15 protein-coding genes are annotated in these 14912 nt (G+C 56.1%); 8 read left to right on the top strand and 7 right to left on the bottom strand.

What is annotated here, in order from left to right; translation table 11 throughout:
* Positions 1 to 9 precede the first annotated feature (9 nt).
* Both OA238_RS15660 and OA238_RS15655 read left to right on the top strand, forming a co-directional pair.
* Positions 10 to 786, top strand: coding sequence for a type III pantothenate kinase (locus tag OA238_RS15660; protein ID WP_015495921.1), 777 nt, complete (start codon positions 10 to 12; stop codon positions 784 to 786).
* A gap of 1 nt (position 787) precedes the next feature.
* Positions 788 to 2458 (top strand): ribonuclease J, encoded by a 1671-nt coding sequence (locus OA238_RS15655; RefSeq protein WP_015495920.1) that lies wholly within the window; start codon positions 788 to 790, stop codon positions 2456 to 2458.
* Positions 2459 to 2536: 78 nt separating this feature from the next.
* On the opposite strand, the gene OA238_RS15650 is transcribed toward OA238_RS15655, so the two are convergent.
* From OA238_RS15650 to OA238_RS15625, 6 genes are all read right to left on the bottom strand, one after another.
* Entirely contained in the window at positions 2537 to 4165 is a 1629-nt protein-coding gene (locus tag OA238_RS15650; protein ID WP_015495919.1) for a DEAD/DEAH box helicase, read from the bottom strand.
* Positions 4166 to 4294: 129 nt separating this feature from the next.
* Positions 4295 to 4891: a hypothetical protein gene (locus tag OA238_RS15645; RefSeq protein WP_044036970.1), complete on the bottom strand. Its 597-nt coding sequence runs from the start codon at positions 4889 to 4891 to the stop codon at positions 4295 to 4297.
* Positions 4892 to 4915: 24 nt separating this feature from the next.
* Complete coding sequence (locus tag OA238_RS15640) at positions 4916 to 5995, bottom strand: IS4 family transposase (RefSeq protein WP_015495917.1); 1080 nt, start codon at positions 5993 to 5995, stop codon at positions 4916 to 4918.
* A 150-nt stretch (positions 5996 to 6145) separates the two neighbouring features.
* Positions 6146 to 6586 (bottom strand): hypothetical protein, encoded by a 441-nt coding sequence (locus tag OA238_RS15635; RefSeq protein WP_015495916.1) that lies wholly within the window; start codon positions 6584 to 6586, stop codon positions 6146 to 6148.
* A gap of 112 nt (positions 6587 to 6698) precedes the next feature.
* Complete coding sequence (locus OA238_RS15630) at positions 6699 to 8297, bottom strand: peptide chain release factor 3 (protein WP_015495915.1); 1599 nt, start codon at positions 8295 to 8297, stop codon at positions 6699 to 6701.
* 42 nt (positions 8298 to 8339) lie between these two features.
* Positions 8340 to 9269 (bottom strand): Hint domain-containing protein, encoded by a 930-nt coding sequence (locus OA238_RS15625; protein ID WP_245581328.1) that lies wholly within the window; start codon positions 9267 to 9269, stop codon positions 8340 to 8342.
* A 207-nt stretch (positions 9270 to 9476) separates the two neighbouring features.
* Here OA238_RS15625 and OA238_RS15620 point away from each other — a divergent pair, with 207 nt between their 5' ends.
* Together OA238_RS15620 and OA238_RS15615 are read left to right on the top strand one after the other, a co-directional pair.
* Positions 9477 to 10256 (top strand): SDR family oxidoreductase, encoded by a 780-nt coding sequence (locus tag OA238_RS15620; protein ID WP_015495913.1) that lies wholly within the window; start codon positions 9477 to 9479, stop codon positions 10254 to 10256.
* Positions 10257 to 10394: 138 nt separating this feature from the next.
* Positions 10395 to 11489, top strand: a complete 1095-nt coding sequence (locus OA238_RS15615) for an ABC transporter ATP-binding protein (RefSeq protein WP_015495912.1) — start codon at positions 10395 to 10397, stop codon at positions 11487 to 11489.
* Here OA238_RS15615 and OA238_RS15610 read toward each other — a convergent pair.
* Positions 11436 to 12122, bottom strand: a complete 687-nt coding sequence (locus tag OA238_RS15610; RefSeq protein ID WP_015495911.1) for a helix-turn-helix transcriptional regulator — start codon at positions 12120 to 12122, stop codon at positions 11436 to 11438. The genes OA238_RS15615 and OA238_RS15610 overlap by 54 nt on opposite strands.
* Positions 12123 to 12315: 193 nt before the next feature.
* Between OA238_RS15610 and OA238_RS15605 the strand changes: the two genes are divergently transcribed.
* From OA238_RS15605 to OA238_RS15590, 4 genes are read left to right on the top strand one after another with little or no spacing between them, the layout of a single operon-like run.
* Complete coding sequence (locus OA238_RS15605) at positions 12316 to 12531, top strand: twin-arginine translocase TatA/TatE family subunit (RefSeq protein WP_015495910.1); 216 nt, start codon at positions 12316 to 12318, stop codon at positions 12529 to 12531.
* A gap of 24 nt (positions 12532 to 12555) precedes the next feature.
* Complete coding sequence (gene tatB, locus OA238_RS15600; RefSeq protein ID WP_015495909.1) at positions 12556 to 13149, top strand: Sec-independent protein translocase protein TatB; 594 nt, start codon at positions 12556 to 12558, stop codon at positions 13147 to 13149.
* Entirely contained in the window at positions 13146 to 14072 is a 927-nt protein-coding gene (gene tatC, locus OA238_RS15595; RefSeq protein ID WP_015495908.1) for a twin-arginine translocase subunit TatC, read from the top strand. Before tatB ends, tatC begins: the two co-directional genes overlap by 4 nt.
* On the top strand, positions 14069 to 14905 hold the full coding sequence (locus OA238_RS15590) for an ATP-binding protein (protein ID WP_015495907.1): 837 nt from the start codon (positions 14069 to 14071) through the stop codon (positions 14903 to 14905). The genes tatC and OA238_RS15590 overlap by 4 nt, the downstream gene beginning before the upstream one ends.
* The last annotated feature ends 7 nt before the right edge of the window (positions 14906 to 14912 follow it).

The raw sequence follows: 14912 nt of genomic DNA, 5'->3' as shown, positions 1-14912 counted from the left end.
GGTGGCTAAGTGCTGCTGTGCATCGATACAGGAAATACCAACACCGTCTTCGCCCTTTGGGACGGGGATGAGTTCCTGTGCACATTTCGCTGCGCGACCGAATGGCAACGCACGGCGGATCAGTATTTCGTCTGGTGGAGCACGCTTTTGCACCACAACAAGATCGAGGCGCAGATAGATGAGGTGATCATCTCATCCACCGTGCCGCGTGTTGTGTTCAACCTGCGTGTCATGGCGGATCGCTATTTCAATACGCGCCCCTATGTGATCGGCAAGGCCGATTGCCTGCTGCCCATTTCCCCACGTGTCGACGCGGGCACCCAAGTTGGCCCAGACCGTCTGGCAAACGCGACAGCCGCATTTGATCGCCACGGCGGTGATGTGGTGGTTGTCGATTTTGGCACCGCGACGAATTTTGACGTGGTCGCCCATGATGGGGCCTATGTCGGCGGGGTGATTGCCCCCGGTATCAACCTCAGCCTTGAGGCGCTGCACCAAGCGGCGGCAGCATTGCCCCATGTTGATATTACCAAACCGCAGACCGTTATCGGAACAAACACCGTGGCCTGCATACAATCGGGTATTTTTTGGGGCTATGTCGGCCTGATCAATGGCCTGTGTGAACGGATAAAGGGCGAGTACGACCGCCCCATGAAAGTCGTAGGAACCGGAGGGCTGGCACCATTGTTTTCAAGTGGTTACGCCCTTTTTGACACAATCGAAGATGACCTGACGATGCACGGACTTACCGTGATCCACAGGTATAACAAGGACCAAAATAACTAATATGAGCAAAGCTAGATTGATGTATCTCCCCCTCGGTGGCGCGGGCGAGATTGGTATGAATTGTTACGTTTACGGCTACGGCCCAGCGGACGCGGAACGACTGATTGTAGTTGATTTGGGGGTCACGTTCCCCGATATGGACGGCACACCGGGGGTTGATTTGATCCTGCCGGATATCTCGTGGCTTGCCGCGCGCAAAAGCCAGATTGAGGCGATTTTCATCACCCACGGCCATGAAGACCACGTCGGCGCTGTTGGCCATTTGTACGAACGCCTTGGCGCGCCGATTTATGCGCGTGCGTTTACCGCCAACCTTGCGCGGCGCAAAATGTCCGAACACGGGTTCTCTGACAAGACAGTGAAGACCGTGGGGAAATGGCCTGAAACCGTAAAGGTTGGCCCGTTTGAGGTTGGTTTTGTGCCGATTTCACACTCCATCCCTGAAAGCTCAGGTCTGGTGATTGACAGCAAAGGTGGGCGCATCATCCATACCGGCGATTTCAAGATTGATGTCGAACCCGGTATCGGTGAGCCGTTTGATTATGATCTTTGGGCATCACTGGGCAAAGACGGTGTCAAAGCGCTGGTCTGCGATTCCACCAATGTGTTTTCGCGCGAAGAAGGCCGTAGCGAATCCACCGTCGGCCCAGAGATCGAAAAGTTTCTGATCAACGCCAAAGGCATGGTTGCGGCGACAACATTTGCGTCCAACGTGTCGCGCGTGCGCACGATTGCGCTGGCCGCTGAACGTGCGGGTCGGTCTGTCTGTCTGTTGGGCCGTTCCATGCGCCGCATGGTAGAAGCCGCAACTGAAGTCGGCATTCTGAACGACTTTCCACATGTGATCCCCCCAGAAGAGGTGGGCAACTTGCCGCGTGAAAACGTGTTGTTGTTGGTGACTGGATCGCAGGGTGAACGCCGCGCGGCGTCTGCACAACTGGCCAATGGCAAGTACATGGGCATCACGATGAGAGAGGGCGACACGTTCCTGTTTTCATCGAAAACCATTCCCGGAAACGAGAAGGGCGTCATTCATATCATGAACCAATTCAGTGAGTTGGGTGTGGATGTGGTCGACGATTCCAGTGGCGGGCTGTATCACGTCTCCGGCCACGCGAACCGCCCTGATCTGGACACCATGCGCGATCTGATCAAGCCACAAACGCTGATTCCGATGCACGGTGAACACCGCCACCTGCGCGAACACGTCAATATCGGCGAAGCTGCTGGCGTGCAGGGTGTGTTGGCCGTCAATGGCATGATGGTCGATCTGTCCGGCAACAAGGCAAAAGTTGTCGAGCATATCGAGACAGGCCGCATGTATCTCGACGGATCGGTCAAAGTCGGCCAGTTTGACGGTGTTGTGCGCGACCGTATTCGCATGGCGCTGAATGGCCATGTGATCGTGACATTGATCATCGACGAAAACGGCGATCCAATGGGCGATCCGTGGTGCGAAATCATGGGCCTGCCAAAGCAGGGTCGCAACAATGCGCCGCTTGTGGATGTCCTCGAAGAAGACCTAAGCCAGTTCTTGGGTCGCGCAAATGATCGCACGTTGGCCGACGATGAAAAGCTCGAAAAAGAGCTGCGCACCATCGCACGGAAGACAGCCTATAGTGAGATTGGGAAGAAGCCAGAAGTCACTGTGGTCATTTCACGACTGGCCTAAATCAAGCCTGATGACCAAACACCAGAAACGAAAAAGGGCACCCGTTTGGGTGCCCTTTTTGTTTGTTAATTGAAAGGTTTAGCCATCCTGTCGTTCATCAAAACTTAAAGTGATGAACGTTGGAGCATCATCGCCCATACCCACAATCTTGGGTCCACGATCATGGTTGTCGCGTCCACCCCGATTGTGTCCACCGCGTGATCGCTCACGATTGGAGTTGTCGCTGTGATCCTGACGCGGGGCATTCCGTGTTGGTTCCGCTTTAGGTGATTCAATCTTCTTTGTCTCAGACCGTGGCGGATCAACTTTTGCAGTTTCGACCGCTGGGGTTTGAGCCATTGGGGTTTCAGCCTTGGCCTTGGCTGCGCCCGCTTCGGGTGTTTCGACCTTGGGTGTGTCCTGCTGCGCGGTGTCAGCCTGTGCCGCATCTACGGGCGAAATTGCTACCTTTTCCGCATCAGTCCTACGACCACGACCGCCACGGGTCCGTGTCCGTTTTGGCTTGTCGTCGCTTGGTGCTGCGGCATCCACAGGTGTCGCCACCGGTGCCACCGACGCCATGCCTGGCAATTCCATTCTAGGGATCGCCATTTCCACAAGCCGTTCAATATCATCGAAATTCTTCTGGTCGCGCGGTGTGCAAATCATGATCGTCGTACCGGTTTTGCCCGCCCGACCCGTGCGACCAATCCGGTGCACATAGTCTTCCGCGTGGCTGGGAACGTCGTAGTTAAACACGTGGCTTACGTTCGGAATATCGAGGCCCCGGGCCGCAACGTCGGATGCCACAAGAAAGCGCAGCGTGCCGTCGCGGAATTTCGCAAGTGTGCGCATCCGGTGTGACTGTTCCAGATCGCCGTGGATCGGGGAGGCATCCAGACCCGCCTTTGTCATTGATTTAGCAACTGCATCGACGTCAATCTTGCGATTACAGAAGATGATGCCATTGCGGCAATCAGCGCCCTCACTGGCGATGATATCGCGCAGAAGCTTTTGTTTTTCACTGGCCTCAGAGGCTTTCTTGGAGCCTTTGAACATAATCACGCCCTGCGTAATCGTCTCGGACGTTGTTGCGGCGCGTGCGACTTCGATTTTGGCGGGGTTGGACAGGAATGTGTTGGTGATCCGCTCAATTTCGGGTGCCATCGTTGCAGAGAAGAACAGCGTCTGGCGGGTGAACGGGGTGAGCCCAAAAATGCGTTCAATATCAGGGATGAAACCCATGTCGAGCATGCGGTCAGCCTCATCGACGACCATGATTTTCACGTCCGACAGGATCAGTTTGCCACGCTCAAAGTGGTCCAGAAGACGGCCGGGGGTGGCAATCAGAACGTCGACGCCGCGATCAATCAGGTTGTCTTGTTCTTTGAACGACACGCCACCAATCAACAACGCTTTGGTCAGCTTGGTGTATTTGGCATAAGTGTCAAAGTTTTCAGCCACTTGCGCGGCTAATTCACGAGTTGGGGCCAGCACCAAGGACCGGGGCATGCGCGCACGGGCGCGGCCTCGTTTCAACATGGTGATCATCGGCAGCGTGAAGCCGGCGGTTTTGCCAGTGCCCGTTTGGGCAATACCCAGCACGTCGCGGCCTTCTAATGCGGGGGGAATCGCACCGGCTTGAATGGGGGTTGGCGTCTCGTAGCCAGTTTCTTCGACGGCCTTGAGGACCTTGGCGTCAAGTTTTAAGTCACTGAATTTAATCAAGTTAATCCTTTCGCGGAGTTTGCAGCCTATTTGCCGCAATCGTCACGCGGCCGGGCTGGCCATATTGCCTGCCCTTTGGGTGGCGAACACTTACGTCTAGGCCGCGCTAACGTCAAGTTATCAAAGGAGTTACCCTGCGGTGTGGTGCAGTTTGGGGGCATAGCCCCGACGCAGAACGTCGATCATCGGCTGAGCGGTGAGGACTATGACGTTGCCTGTGGGGCGCGATTTCGGTGCGCCGTAGCCTGACGGGCTGTAGGGCAGGGCCGCCTCTGTGGTTAACAAATTGATTTCAGTTGTTTTAATGAAGGTTCCTGCGGGCAGTGTGGCGGCGTCTGCGTGGTGGGTTTGCAGGGCGCGCGCGCCATGAACTGCACGGGCCGCGTGCAGCACGGTGTCCATCTGCGGCGCCTTCAAGCGACCACCCCAAGCATCTGAAAACGCGTTATAATTTGAACGGCGACAATAGGCGCAGGGGCGGTGTCCGGCGGCCATTGCGACGGCTTCATCAAGGAAAAAAAGTTCTGTCCAGTTGCGGCCTGTCATCACGTCACGTCGCCGTTCTTGCCAATTAAGTGTGCAGCAAATCCATGCGTGATGTTTCCACAAAGCGGGGCCCATGATCTTGTCAGTGCTGTGCAGAATGCCGCAATTTCCGGTGAACATGCCGCGCATCGCCACGTCGGTGATTTGCCCGTCAGGTTGGACGCGGTTGCGCAATGTCACGGTGTTTTAACGGTTTTTGTCATACTACACGACTCTTGTGATTATGTGTGGAATTAGTATCCACGGTGAGACAGCGGCGTTTGGGTCTGACCTGAGCAGTTTACGGAGCTGATCGAAGCCAATTCGAAAGAATGACTTTGCAAAATATCCGTGTTTTTTCCGCTTCATTTTCCCGCCTCCAATAAGCTTTGTGGCGGTTTTAGATGCCCATGCAACCGCGAGCGCAACGAGACCTAAAAGAAGCTCAAGTTTTTTGGAGATGGTCAGTCGTGTGTCTTCAAGATTGAAGCCGCGTGTCTTTGTGTCGCCAAAGAGGCTCTCAATGGCCCATCTTTTCTTGTAGGTGGCGAGGGCCCGATGTGCGGGCCGGTTAGAGACGACGATCAAAAGCTCACCCCCCTTGATGCGCTTTGCAGCAAAGCTAAACCACGTGGCCTCCCCCAAATTGTTGCCTCCAAATCGGGCATCAAAGTTGCGCTTACCGCGACAGGTGCGCAACAAGGTGCTTAGATTTTGCGTTTTCCCGTCCTGTGTGGTCACAAGTTGGTTTGCTTTGATACGGATGACAAATGGGACGTTGTTTTTATGAAGAAAATCCAACCATTGTGCTCCAATGAATTCCCGGTCCGCTAACAAGAACTTGATGGTGGAGACCTCAAACACCGACAGATAACGTTTCATCAAGGCAATGCGCTGAGCAGTATCGCTGTTCCCTGCACGCCCCAAAACGCTCCACATCAACGGAATACGGTGGCGGCGTGTGACAATGGCTAAGACCAAGAAGTTGACATGGCGTTGGCTAATTTTCCAATTTGTTCGGTCCAAGCATAAATGCCAGGTGGGGCCAGAACCAATCATTTTAACAAGCAAGGGGGCCGCCCAATCCGAGCCAAGATCAACATGCTGGAAAAAGCGTTGTAGGCGACGGTAGGTGCTTTCAACCTTGCTATCGGTAGGAAACTCACAGGCCAGATGGCTCAAATTTACCGTCCGGGCATTCACCATTCCCATGATCAAGAGGCACATCGTTTCAAGGCGACTGTTGCTCAACTCTAAATGGGGGGATAACCTCTTCTTGAGGGTCGTCAGGGCTTTCGTGATCATCCGTGGAACCTTTTTTAGCGATAAGAGTCCGCTCCTAAATCACCTTCTGACACCCTCAACCACCCTACTGTCGTGTAGTATGCGGTTTTGTACAAAAATCCGGCACCCTTGTGCATGGTTTGTACAAAATTAGGATCGCCCATCTTGGCGCTATAGGGCGCGGGCGTTTGTCATTACGGTCGTCTGCCATGTTTCTGGATCGGTCACGGCTTGAAGGGCGCCGCGCAGGGTGATGCGGCTGCCTTCTTCAAAGCCTGTCAAAGGGTCTGCCATTGTCACTTGCAAGGATGTGCCGTGTTCTGGCGATCCGCAAAACGGGCAGAACCCCATATCGGACACAAGAATGAAATCGGTGATGTCTGGCCCGTCGGTCAGCGGCACGATGAAGCCCGTGATGTCAAACTGATCGATGCCGTTCTCAACGGCGGCGGGAAAGATTTTACGCACTTCATAGGTCGTGTCGGTCACGATTTCTTCGACTGAGATCGCGGCCAGAAGATCCCATGATGCGGCCAAATCATCGGCCCAAACGGACCCTGCCGCCAGCGTTAGGGGGGCGGCGAGTGCGGCGAGCGAGACAGTGTTTTTCATCGAGACGATCCTTGGCCATTTATGTTTGGACAAAGGTTATGAATTTTCGCCGCGTTGATCAATAATCCAAAGTTGGGTTCGGCGGTTTGTTGCAAGTCCGACTCTGGTGGGATTATTCGGCCATCATTTCCTTGGTCGCTGTCAGGTTGATGTCGGGGTAATCGCGCCCGACGCGGTCAATGTCCCATTGCAGGCGGGTCAGATAGACGGTGTCGCCGTCGCTGTCGGTTCCGATGTGCAGCTTGTTGGCGGTGCTGAATTTTTCCACTGCGATTTTGTCACCAGAGACCCAGCGGGCTGAGGTGAATTGGGATTGTTCAAACCGCACGGGCAGGCCGTATTCCAGTTCGATCCGCGAGGCGAGGACTTCGAATTGTAGTGGACCGACGACGCCGACAATAAAGCCGGACCCGAAGGAGGGTTTGAACACTTTGGCAGCGCCTTCTTCGGCGAATTGCATCAGCGCTTTTTCGAGGTGTTTGGATTTCAACGGATCGCCTGATCGCACACCTTGTAACAGTTCGGGTGCAAAGCTTGGGATGCCTTTGACGTTTAGGACTTCGCCTTCGGTCAGTGTGTCGCCAATGCGCAATTGGCCGTGGTTGGGAATGCCGATGATGTCGCCAGCCCAAGCTTCTTCGGCGAGTTCGCGGTCAGACGCGAGGAACAGCACGGGATTGGAAATTGCCATCTGTTTCTTGGTGCGCACATGGGTCAGTTTTTGCCCGCGGGTGAAGTGGCCCGAAGCCATGCGCACGAACGCAACGCGGTCGCGGTGTTTTGGGTCCATATTGGCCTGAACCTTGAACACGAATCCGGTAACGTTCTTTTCTTCGGGCAGGATCGTGCGGGGCTGGGCGGTTTGCGGCTGGGGTTCGGGGCCGTATTGACTGATCCCTTCCATCAATTCGCGCACGCCAAATGAATTGATCGCAGAACCAAACCAGATCGGCGTCATTGTCCCTTCGAGCACCGCCTTGGGGTCGAGTTTGGGCAGCAGTTCTTTCGCCATTTCGATTTCTTCACGAAACTGCGCCAGCAGGCGTTCTGGCACGTATTCTTCCCATTTTGGGTCGTCCAAGCCTTTGATTTCAACACTTGCGGCGACCGTATTTCGATCTGCGCGGTCCATAATATCAAGGCGGTCGCGCAGAATGTCATAACAGCCGATAAAATCGCGGCCCGTGCCGATGGGCCAGCTGGCTGGTGTCACGTCAATGGCGAGGTTTTCTTGAATTTCGTCGATGATTTCAAAAGTATCGCGGCTTTCGCGGTCCATTTTGTTACAAAATGTCAGGATCGGCAGGTCGCGCAGGCGGCACACCTCAAACAGTTTGCGGGTTTGGGATTCCACGCCTTTGGCGCCGTCAATGACCATGACGGCGGCGTCCACGGCCGTGAGGGTGCGGTAGGTGTCTTCGGAAAAATCAGAGTGGCCCGGTGTGTCGACAAGATTGTAGCGGAAGTGTTTGTAATCAAACGACATTGCAGATGCGGATACGGAAATTCCGCGGTCCTTTTCCATCTGCATAAAGTCCGATCGCGTGCGCCGTGCCTCGCCTTTGGCGCGCACTTGGCCCGCCATCTGGATCGCTCCGCCAAACAGCAGAAACTTTTCCGTCAAGGTCGTCTTGCCTGCGTCGGGATGCGAGATGATCGCAAAGGTCCGGCGGCGGGCAATTTCAGCTGGGAGGGCAGGGCGATTTGTCATGACCGCGCTATAGCGGGGGCGGCGGGTAAGGGCAATCGGGAGCTAGCTGGACGAGGCGCGTTTCAGCAGCGCGACCACGTCGGGACGATTGGCGAGGCTTTCGGTAACTTCAAACGCCTGATGCGACGTGTCGAGATGATCGGTCGCGCTGACGTCATCGGGCAGGGCTGCGCGGGTGCGCGCGTCTACCAGCAGCGTTTCGGCGGCGATGCCTTCGGCGTAGATGATCTGGTGATCGTCAAACAGGATCTGGAAATAGTCCACAAACCCGCCGCGCTGTTGGTAAACAGTCGTGCCGTTGATCAGGTGGCGGACTTTTACAAGCACTTCGGATCGGCCAGCGCCAATGCGGTCTTCGCGTTGGTAGATGAACAGGCGGTGGTCAGGGGAGAGGACCAGATCGCGGGTGTTAAACAGCGCACCTGCGGTGATGACCACGGGGGCGTAATCGCCCACGGCGCGCAATGTCGTGTTGCCGATCCAGCGGATTTGCTGTGGGCCTGCGTCACGGGTCAGGACACGGTCGCCGACCTTGAGGTCTTCAATCGGAATTTGCGCGCCGGATGCCAGCGTGATGTTGGTGCCACGGGCGAAGCGCACGCAGGCAACATCGCCGAATTTTGCCGCCGCTGTTTCGCGATCAGCCCCAACAAGGCGATAATCGTATTCTGCGCGCAGGGTCGCCAATGGCATCAGGTAAACCTCAGCAGCTTCATCGCCTTCGACTTCGACCCAGACCAGCGCTTCGTAGGTCGTGCTGTCAGGGCCCATCAAGGTGATCGTGCAGTCGAGATACAGTTGATTTCCCGGTGTCCCGATCTCGGTGTCATCGGCGACGATGAAGGCTGTGCCGTCGCATTTTTCGTATGTTAAAGCCTTGCGCGTGAGGTTCGGGGAGAGCTGGTAGACGTCATCAAGCACAAGGTCGTCCTTGAACGTCACGCCTTCGCCTTCGGCCACGCCATCGGTCACGACAAAATCGTTTGACGCGAAAACTGCAATGGTGTTGCGAGGGGTATAGGTAATGCGAAACTACTCTACTCATTGGGGTGGTCTTTGCAAAGGGAACTACCCTAGAAATAGGGCAGAATATCTTCAACGGTTCGTCTGTAAATGGGCGATTGTTGATTATCGGTTAAATTACGGGGCTTTTAGCCTCGTCTAAGGGAGAATTACGGAATGGACATGGGCATCAAAGGCAAGCGGGCACTGGTTTGTGCATCCTCTAAGGGTCTCGGGCGGGGCTGCGCTGAGGCGTTGGCCGCTGAGGGCGTCGATCTGGTCTTGAACGCGCGCGGGTCTGACGCATTGGAAGCCACGGCTGCGGCGATTCGCGCAGTACACGGTGTGGATGTCGTAACGGTTGCGGCCGATATAACGACGCCGGCAGGTCGAGAGGCTGTTTTAGCAGCGGCGCAAGGCGTTGATATCTTGGTGACAAATGCAGGCGGCCCGCCACCGGGAACATGGTCGGACTGGGATCGCGACGATTTTATTGCCGCCTTGGATGCCAATATGCTGACGCCGATTGCTTTGATGCAAGCCTTGATGCCTGCGATGATTGATCGCGGCTGGGGGCGTGTGGTGAACATCACGTCGGGGTCGGTCAAAGCGCCGATCCCCGCACTGGGGCTGTCCAATACCGCCCGTACGGGTCTGACAGGATTTGTCGCCGGAACGTCGCGGCAGGTGGCTGGGTCCGGCGTGACGATCAACAACCTTTTGCCCGGGATTCACGCAACAGACCGCGCGATCCAATTGGACACGGGTGTCAGCACGGCGCAGGGCATTTCTATGGAACAGGCTAAGGTGAACCGGTCTGCGACGATCCCTGCTGGACGCTACGGAACGGCACAAGAATTTGGCGCGGCCTGTGCGTTTTTGTGTTCGGACCATGCGGGTTTCATTGTCGGGCAAAACCTGTTGCTGGATGGTGGCGCAGTGAACGCGACGCTTTAGGGCATGTGGCGCGGCTTGGTTTGGTGATCTGGCCGCGCGACTTACTTGGATGACTTGCCCGCACGCCTTGCTCTCTGTGGGGCGCGTTGTTATCTGCGATCTATACCCGATATTTTCGGTAAGGATTAAGGGCCTGCAATGGTGAGCGACACATCCCCCCTGCAACCGCGTCTAGAAATTCGCAATTTGGTGCGCAGCTTTGGCGGGCTGCGGGTTGTGGATGACGTGTCGTTGTCGATCATGCCGGGGCAGGTGACCTGTTTGCTGGGGCCATCAGGTTGCGGCAAATCCACGACATTGCGAATGATTGCAGGCATCGAAAAGCAGGACGCAGGGTCGATCTGGGCGGACGGAGCATTGGTCTGCGACGGCGTGTTCCGCGTCCCGCCCGAAGGGCGCGCAACGGGCCTGATGTTTCAGGATTTCGCGCTGTTCCCGCATTTGAGCGTGGCAGGCAATGTCGCCTACGGGCTGTCGGGGCGTGCATCCAAGACCCGTGGGCGGGTCCAAGAACTGCTGGAACGTGTTGGCATGTCCGCCCACATTGACCGTTATCCACATGAGCTTTCGGGGGGCGAACAACAGCGAGTCGCACTTGCCCGCGCGCTTGCGCCGCGGCCCAAAATCATGCTGATGGATGAACCTTTTTCCGGCCTTGATGACCGTCTGCGCGATGACATCCGCGATGAAACGCTTGAGGTGCTAAAGGCTGAAGGTACTGCCGTTTTGCTGGTCACCCATGAGCCGGGCGAAGCGATGCGCATGGCCGATGAAATCGCACTGATGCGCGATGGGAAGATCGTCCAGATGGGCGCACCCTATAATATCTACAATACGCCTGTCGACAAAGAAGCCGCTGGTTTCTTTAGCGATATCAACACCGTGCCTGCACATGTCCACGGCGCATTGGCGGCCACGCAGTTTGGTCAATTCCTTGTACCCGGTGTGGCGGATGGCACGGCGGTGGACATCGTGATCCGGCCACAGCATTTGAAGATCGACTTTGATCGTGCGGGCAAGGGGCCGAATGCGACCATAGCCGACGGCACGCCTGCGCGGGGTACAGTCAAGCGGGCGCGGTTTATGGGGATCGAAAGTCTGGTGGAATTCACCCTGGATGATGGCAGCCAAATGAAGGCGGTCATTCCGTCGGTGTTCTTGCCCAAAAAAGGCACGGTCCTATGGCTGATGATCCGGCGCGACAAATGTTTCATCTTCCCGCGCTCTGCCTGATTGATAATCACGTAGGCGTTTGCCTTTTTCTTCGACAAACAAACTCGGCAAGATTCGCAGTGACGTGATTTCGTCGATGCGCAGATCGTCGAATTTGCGGCTGGTGTCGCACCACACAACGCAGGTCCACAGGCGACCCCAGTAATCCAGTTGCAGCGGGCGCACCGTCCGGTCGCGTGTGCCAGTGCTGAGCAATAGTTTTTGCCGTGCGCGTATGGCGCTGCGGATTTTTGGCAGGTGCTGGAAGCCGCGCGCGGCATCGGCGAACGGATAGACCGCAAGGGCCTTGGGCGCGTTGACCTCTGGCAGCACCCCGTCGAGTTTTGTTGCCAGACTGGAGGCGGCGGCAGCCAGATCGGGGTCATGCGATTGGCGCATCGCCGCGAGGCCGATATGCAATGCTTCGAGTTCGGCCATAGACAGGTTTAGCGGTGGCAGGGTGATGGCGGCGGTGATGCGATACCCTGTTCCGCGCTCACCCTCAACGGGGACGCCGGATTTGGCCAGTGTTTCCATATCGCGGTAAATCGTGCGCAAGGAAACGTCCATCGCAACCGCGAGATCAGAGGCACGGTGCAAATCGCCGCTACGCAGATGGCGAATCAGGGTCATCAATCGGTCAGCGCGGCGCATGTGGGTCCTCCTGTTGGGATAGTTTATGACAAAAAGCTGTCAGTTGCCAGAATAGTGGCACAACATACGGCAAACCCTTGCGGATTAGGTGTGGATACAGGCGATTTGGCCTTTCAAAACATCCACAGCGGCACTACGTCTAGGTCTTGAAATGCTAATGCGGGCCAGATCGCCCCTTTTCTGGAGATAAAACATGCTCAACAATATCGGTCTTCCGGGCCTCCTTTTGATCGCTGTCGTGGTGCTGGTCCTGTTCGGGCGCGGCAAAATTTCGTCCCTGATGGGTGAAGTTGGCAAAGGCATCACCGCGTTCAAAAAGGGCGTGGACGACAGCAGCAAAGAGATCGAAGAGACGATGTCTGATGATGTCAAAGACGTGACACCCGCCGACGAAGATACAAAAGTTTAACTCTGACCAATCGGGAGACGGCGGATGCCTAATCTTAGCTGGATGGAGATGTTGGTCGTCGGGATCGTGGCGTTGATCGTCATCGGGCCCAAGGACCTGCCGGGAATGTTCCGACAGGTCGGACAATTCGTTGGTAAGGCAAAAGGCATGGCGCGGGAGTTTTCCAGCGCGATGAATGCTGCTGCTGACGAATCAGGCATTAACGAAATTAACAAAACCATCAAAGCCGCAGCGAACCCCAAAAAGTTCGGTGTCGATAAGATCCGAGAAGCGTCCCAAGGGGCGGTGAAATCGACCCTCAAGGCTGGTGGTGAGACCGAGGCGCTGAAGACCAAGCTGTCCGCAGAGCGCACTGCAACTGCTGAGAAGCTTAATAAGGCGATGGCGAAGGCCGCTGAAGACCGGATTGCGGCTGAGAAAGCGGATGCGAAGGTGGAGGCTGGCCCTGAGACGGCGCCCAAAGCTGCGCCAAAGAAGGCAGCGCCGAAGGCGGCGGCAGCTAAAAAGGCGCCGCCAAAGACGACAGCTGCAAAAAAGGCCGCGCCGAAAAAGGCCGCCACCAAGGCTCCTGTTAAAGCCCCCGTCAAAGCCAAGTCGCCTGCAAAGGACGCCAAATGAGCGAGTCTGACAACCCCGACGACGGCATGGAAGATAGTGCTGCGCCGTTGATCGAACATCTGGCCGAACTGCGGACACGACTTATCCGCGCGGTGCTGGCGTTCATCGTTGGCATCGTGATCATCTTCACCGTGGCCGAGCCGATTTTGCAATTTTTGCTAGGGCCGATTGAATCCGCGTTGCGCGAATTGGGAGATCCATCGCCGACCATGCAATACACGTCACCGCAAGAATATCTGTTCACATTGTTCCGCATTTCAATGGTGTTCGGCTTTGCGCTGGCGTTTCCGGTCATCGGATTCCAGTTGTGGCGGTTTGTGGCACCGGGACTTTATTCCAAAGAAAAAGGTGCGTTTCTGCCGTTTCTCATCGCATCGCCGGTGATGTTCCTGCTCGGCGCATCGTTTGCGCATTTCGTCGTGACCCCGCTGGCGATGGCGTTCTTTCTTGGCTTTGCGGACGTGCCGTCGATCATTGCTGATTTGATGGCAAACGTAATTGGATCTGACGTGCCCGGTGCGGCGGACTTGCCCGTGGCGGACGACGGAATTCGCATCACGTTCTTTGGTAAGGTCAACGAAAGCCTTGATATCACACTAAAATTCATCATGGCGTTCGGGATGTGTTTCCAATTGCCTGTGTTGCTGACGCTCATGGGCAAGGCCGGATTAGTCAGCGCCGAGGGCCTGCGCAACATGCGTAAATATGCCGTCGTTGGTATCTTACTGCTCGCCGCTGTGGTGACGCCGCCCGATATCATTACGCAGGTGATCTTGTTCGTTGTGGTCTATGGGCTTTACGAAATCTCGATTCAATTGGTCAAGCGGGTCGAGAGACGGCGCGAAGCCAAATTGCGGGCCGAAGGGCTTTGGTTTGAAGATGACGAAGACGACGATCTGGCCGAGGAAGAGGCCGACAAGTGAGTGATGAGGTTTTAGGACGGATCGCGGCGGCGCTGGAACGATTGGCACCAGCCCCCGCGGCCGCCCCAAATTTTGCCGCGACAGCCTATGTCTGGCATGCTGATCCGGATCACTTGCAGCCGGTTGAAACCGTCAATCGCGTGGACCTGTCGTTGCTTTTGGGCATTAATCGCGCGCGCGACACGTTGCACGCAAACACCGTACAATTTGCCAAAGGATTGCCTGCCAACAACGCCCTTTTGTGGGGTTCGCGCGGGATGGGAAAGTCATCACTTGTCAAAGCTATACACGGCGAGGTTCAGGCAACACACGAGGCCCTGAAGATGGTCGAGGTGCAACGCGAAGACCTGCCCAGTATTGGCCGCTGTCTGGCGCTTTTGCGCGGGCGGCCCGAGCGGTTCATCATGTTCTGCGACGATCTGAGCTTTGGTCACGACGACGCACATTACAAATCGCTCAAGGCGGTTCTGGATGGGGGCATCGAAGGTCGGCCCGAAAATGTCGTGCTTTATGCCACATCAAACCGCCGCCATTTGATGCCGCGCGATATGATTGAAAATGAACGCTCAACAGCCATCAGCCCGTCCGAGGCGGTTGAGGAAAAGGTGTCGCTGTCGGATCGGTTTGGTCTGTGGTTGGGGTTCCATCCCTGCGATCAGGACGAATATCTTGCAATTATCCGCGGCTATTGTGATGCCCACGGCGTGACCATTACGGAGGATGTTCTGCGCGCCGAAGCTATTGAATGGCAAGCGACGCGAGGATCAAGATCCGGTCGCGTCGCTTGGCAGTATTTCACCGACCTTGCGGGCCGGATGGGTGTCACGATCTAGCGATTAA

Source organism: Octadecabacter arcticus 238 (assembly GCF_000155735.2).
GTDB lineage: Bacteria > Pseudomonadota > Alphaproteobacteria > Rhodobacterales > Rhodobacteraceae > Octadecabacter > Octadecabacter arcticus.
Note: the sequence above shows the minus strand (reverse complement) of the source record. Positions and strands in the feature narration are given on the sequence as shown.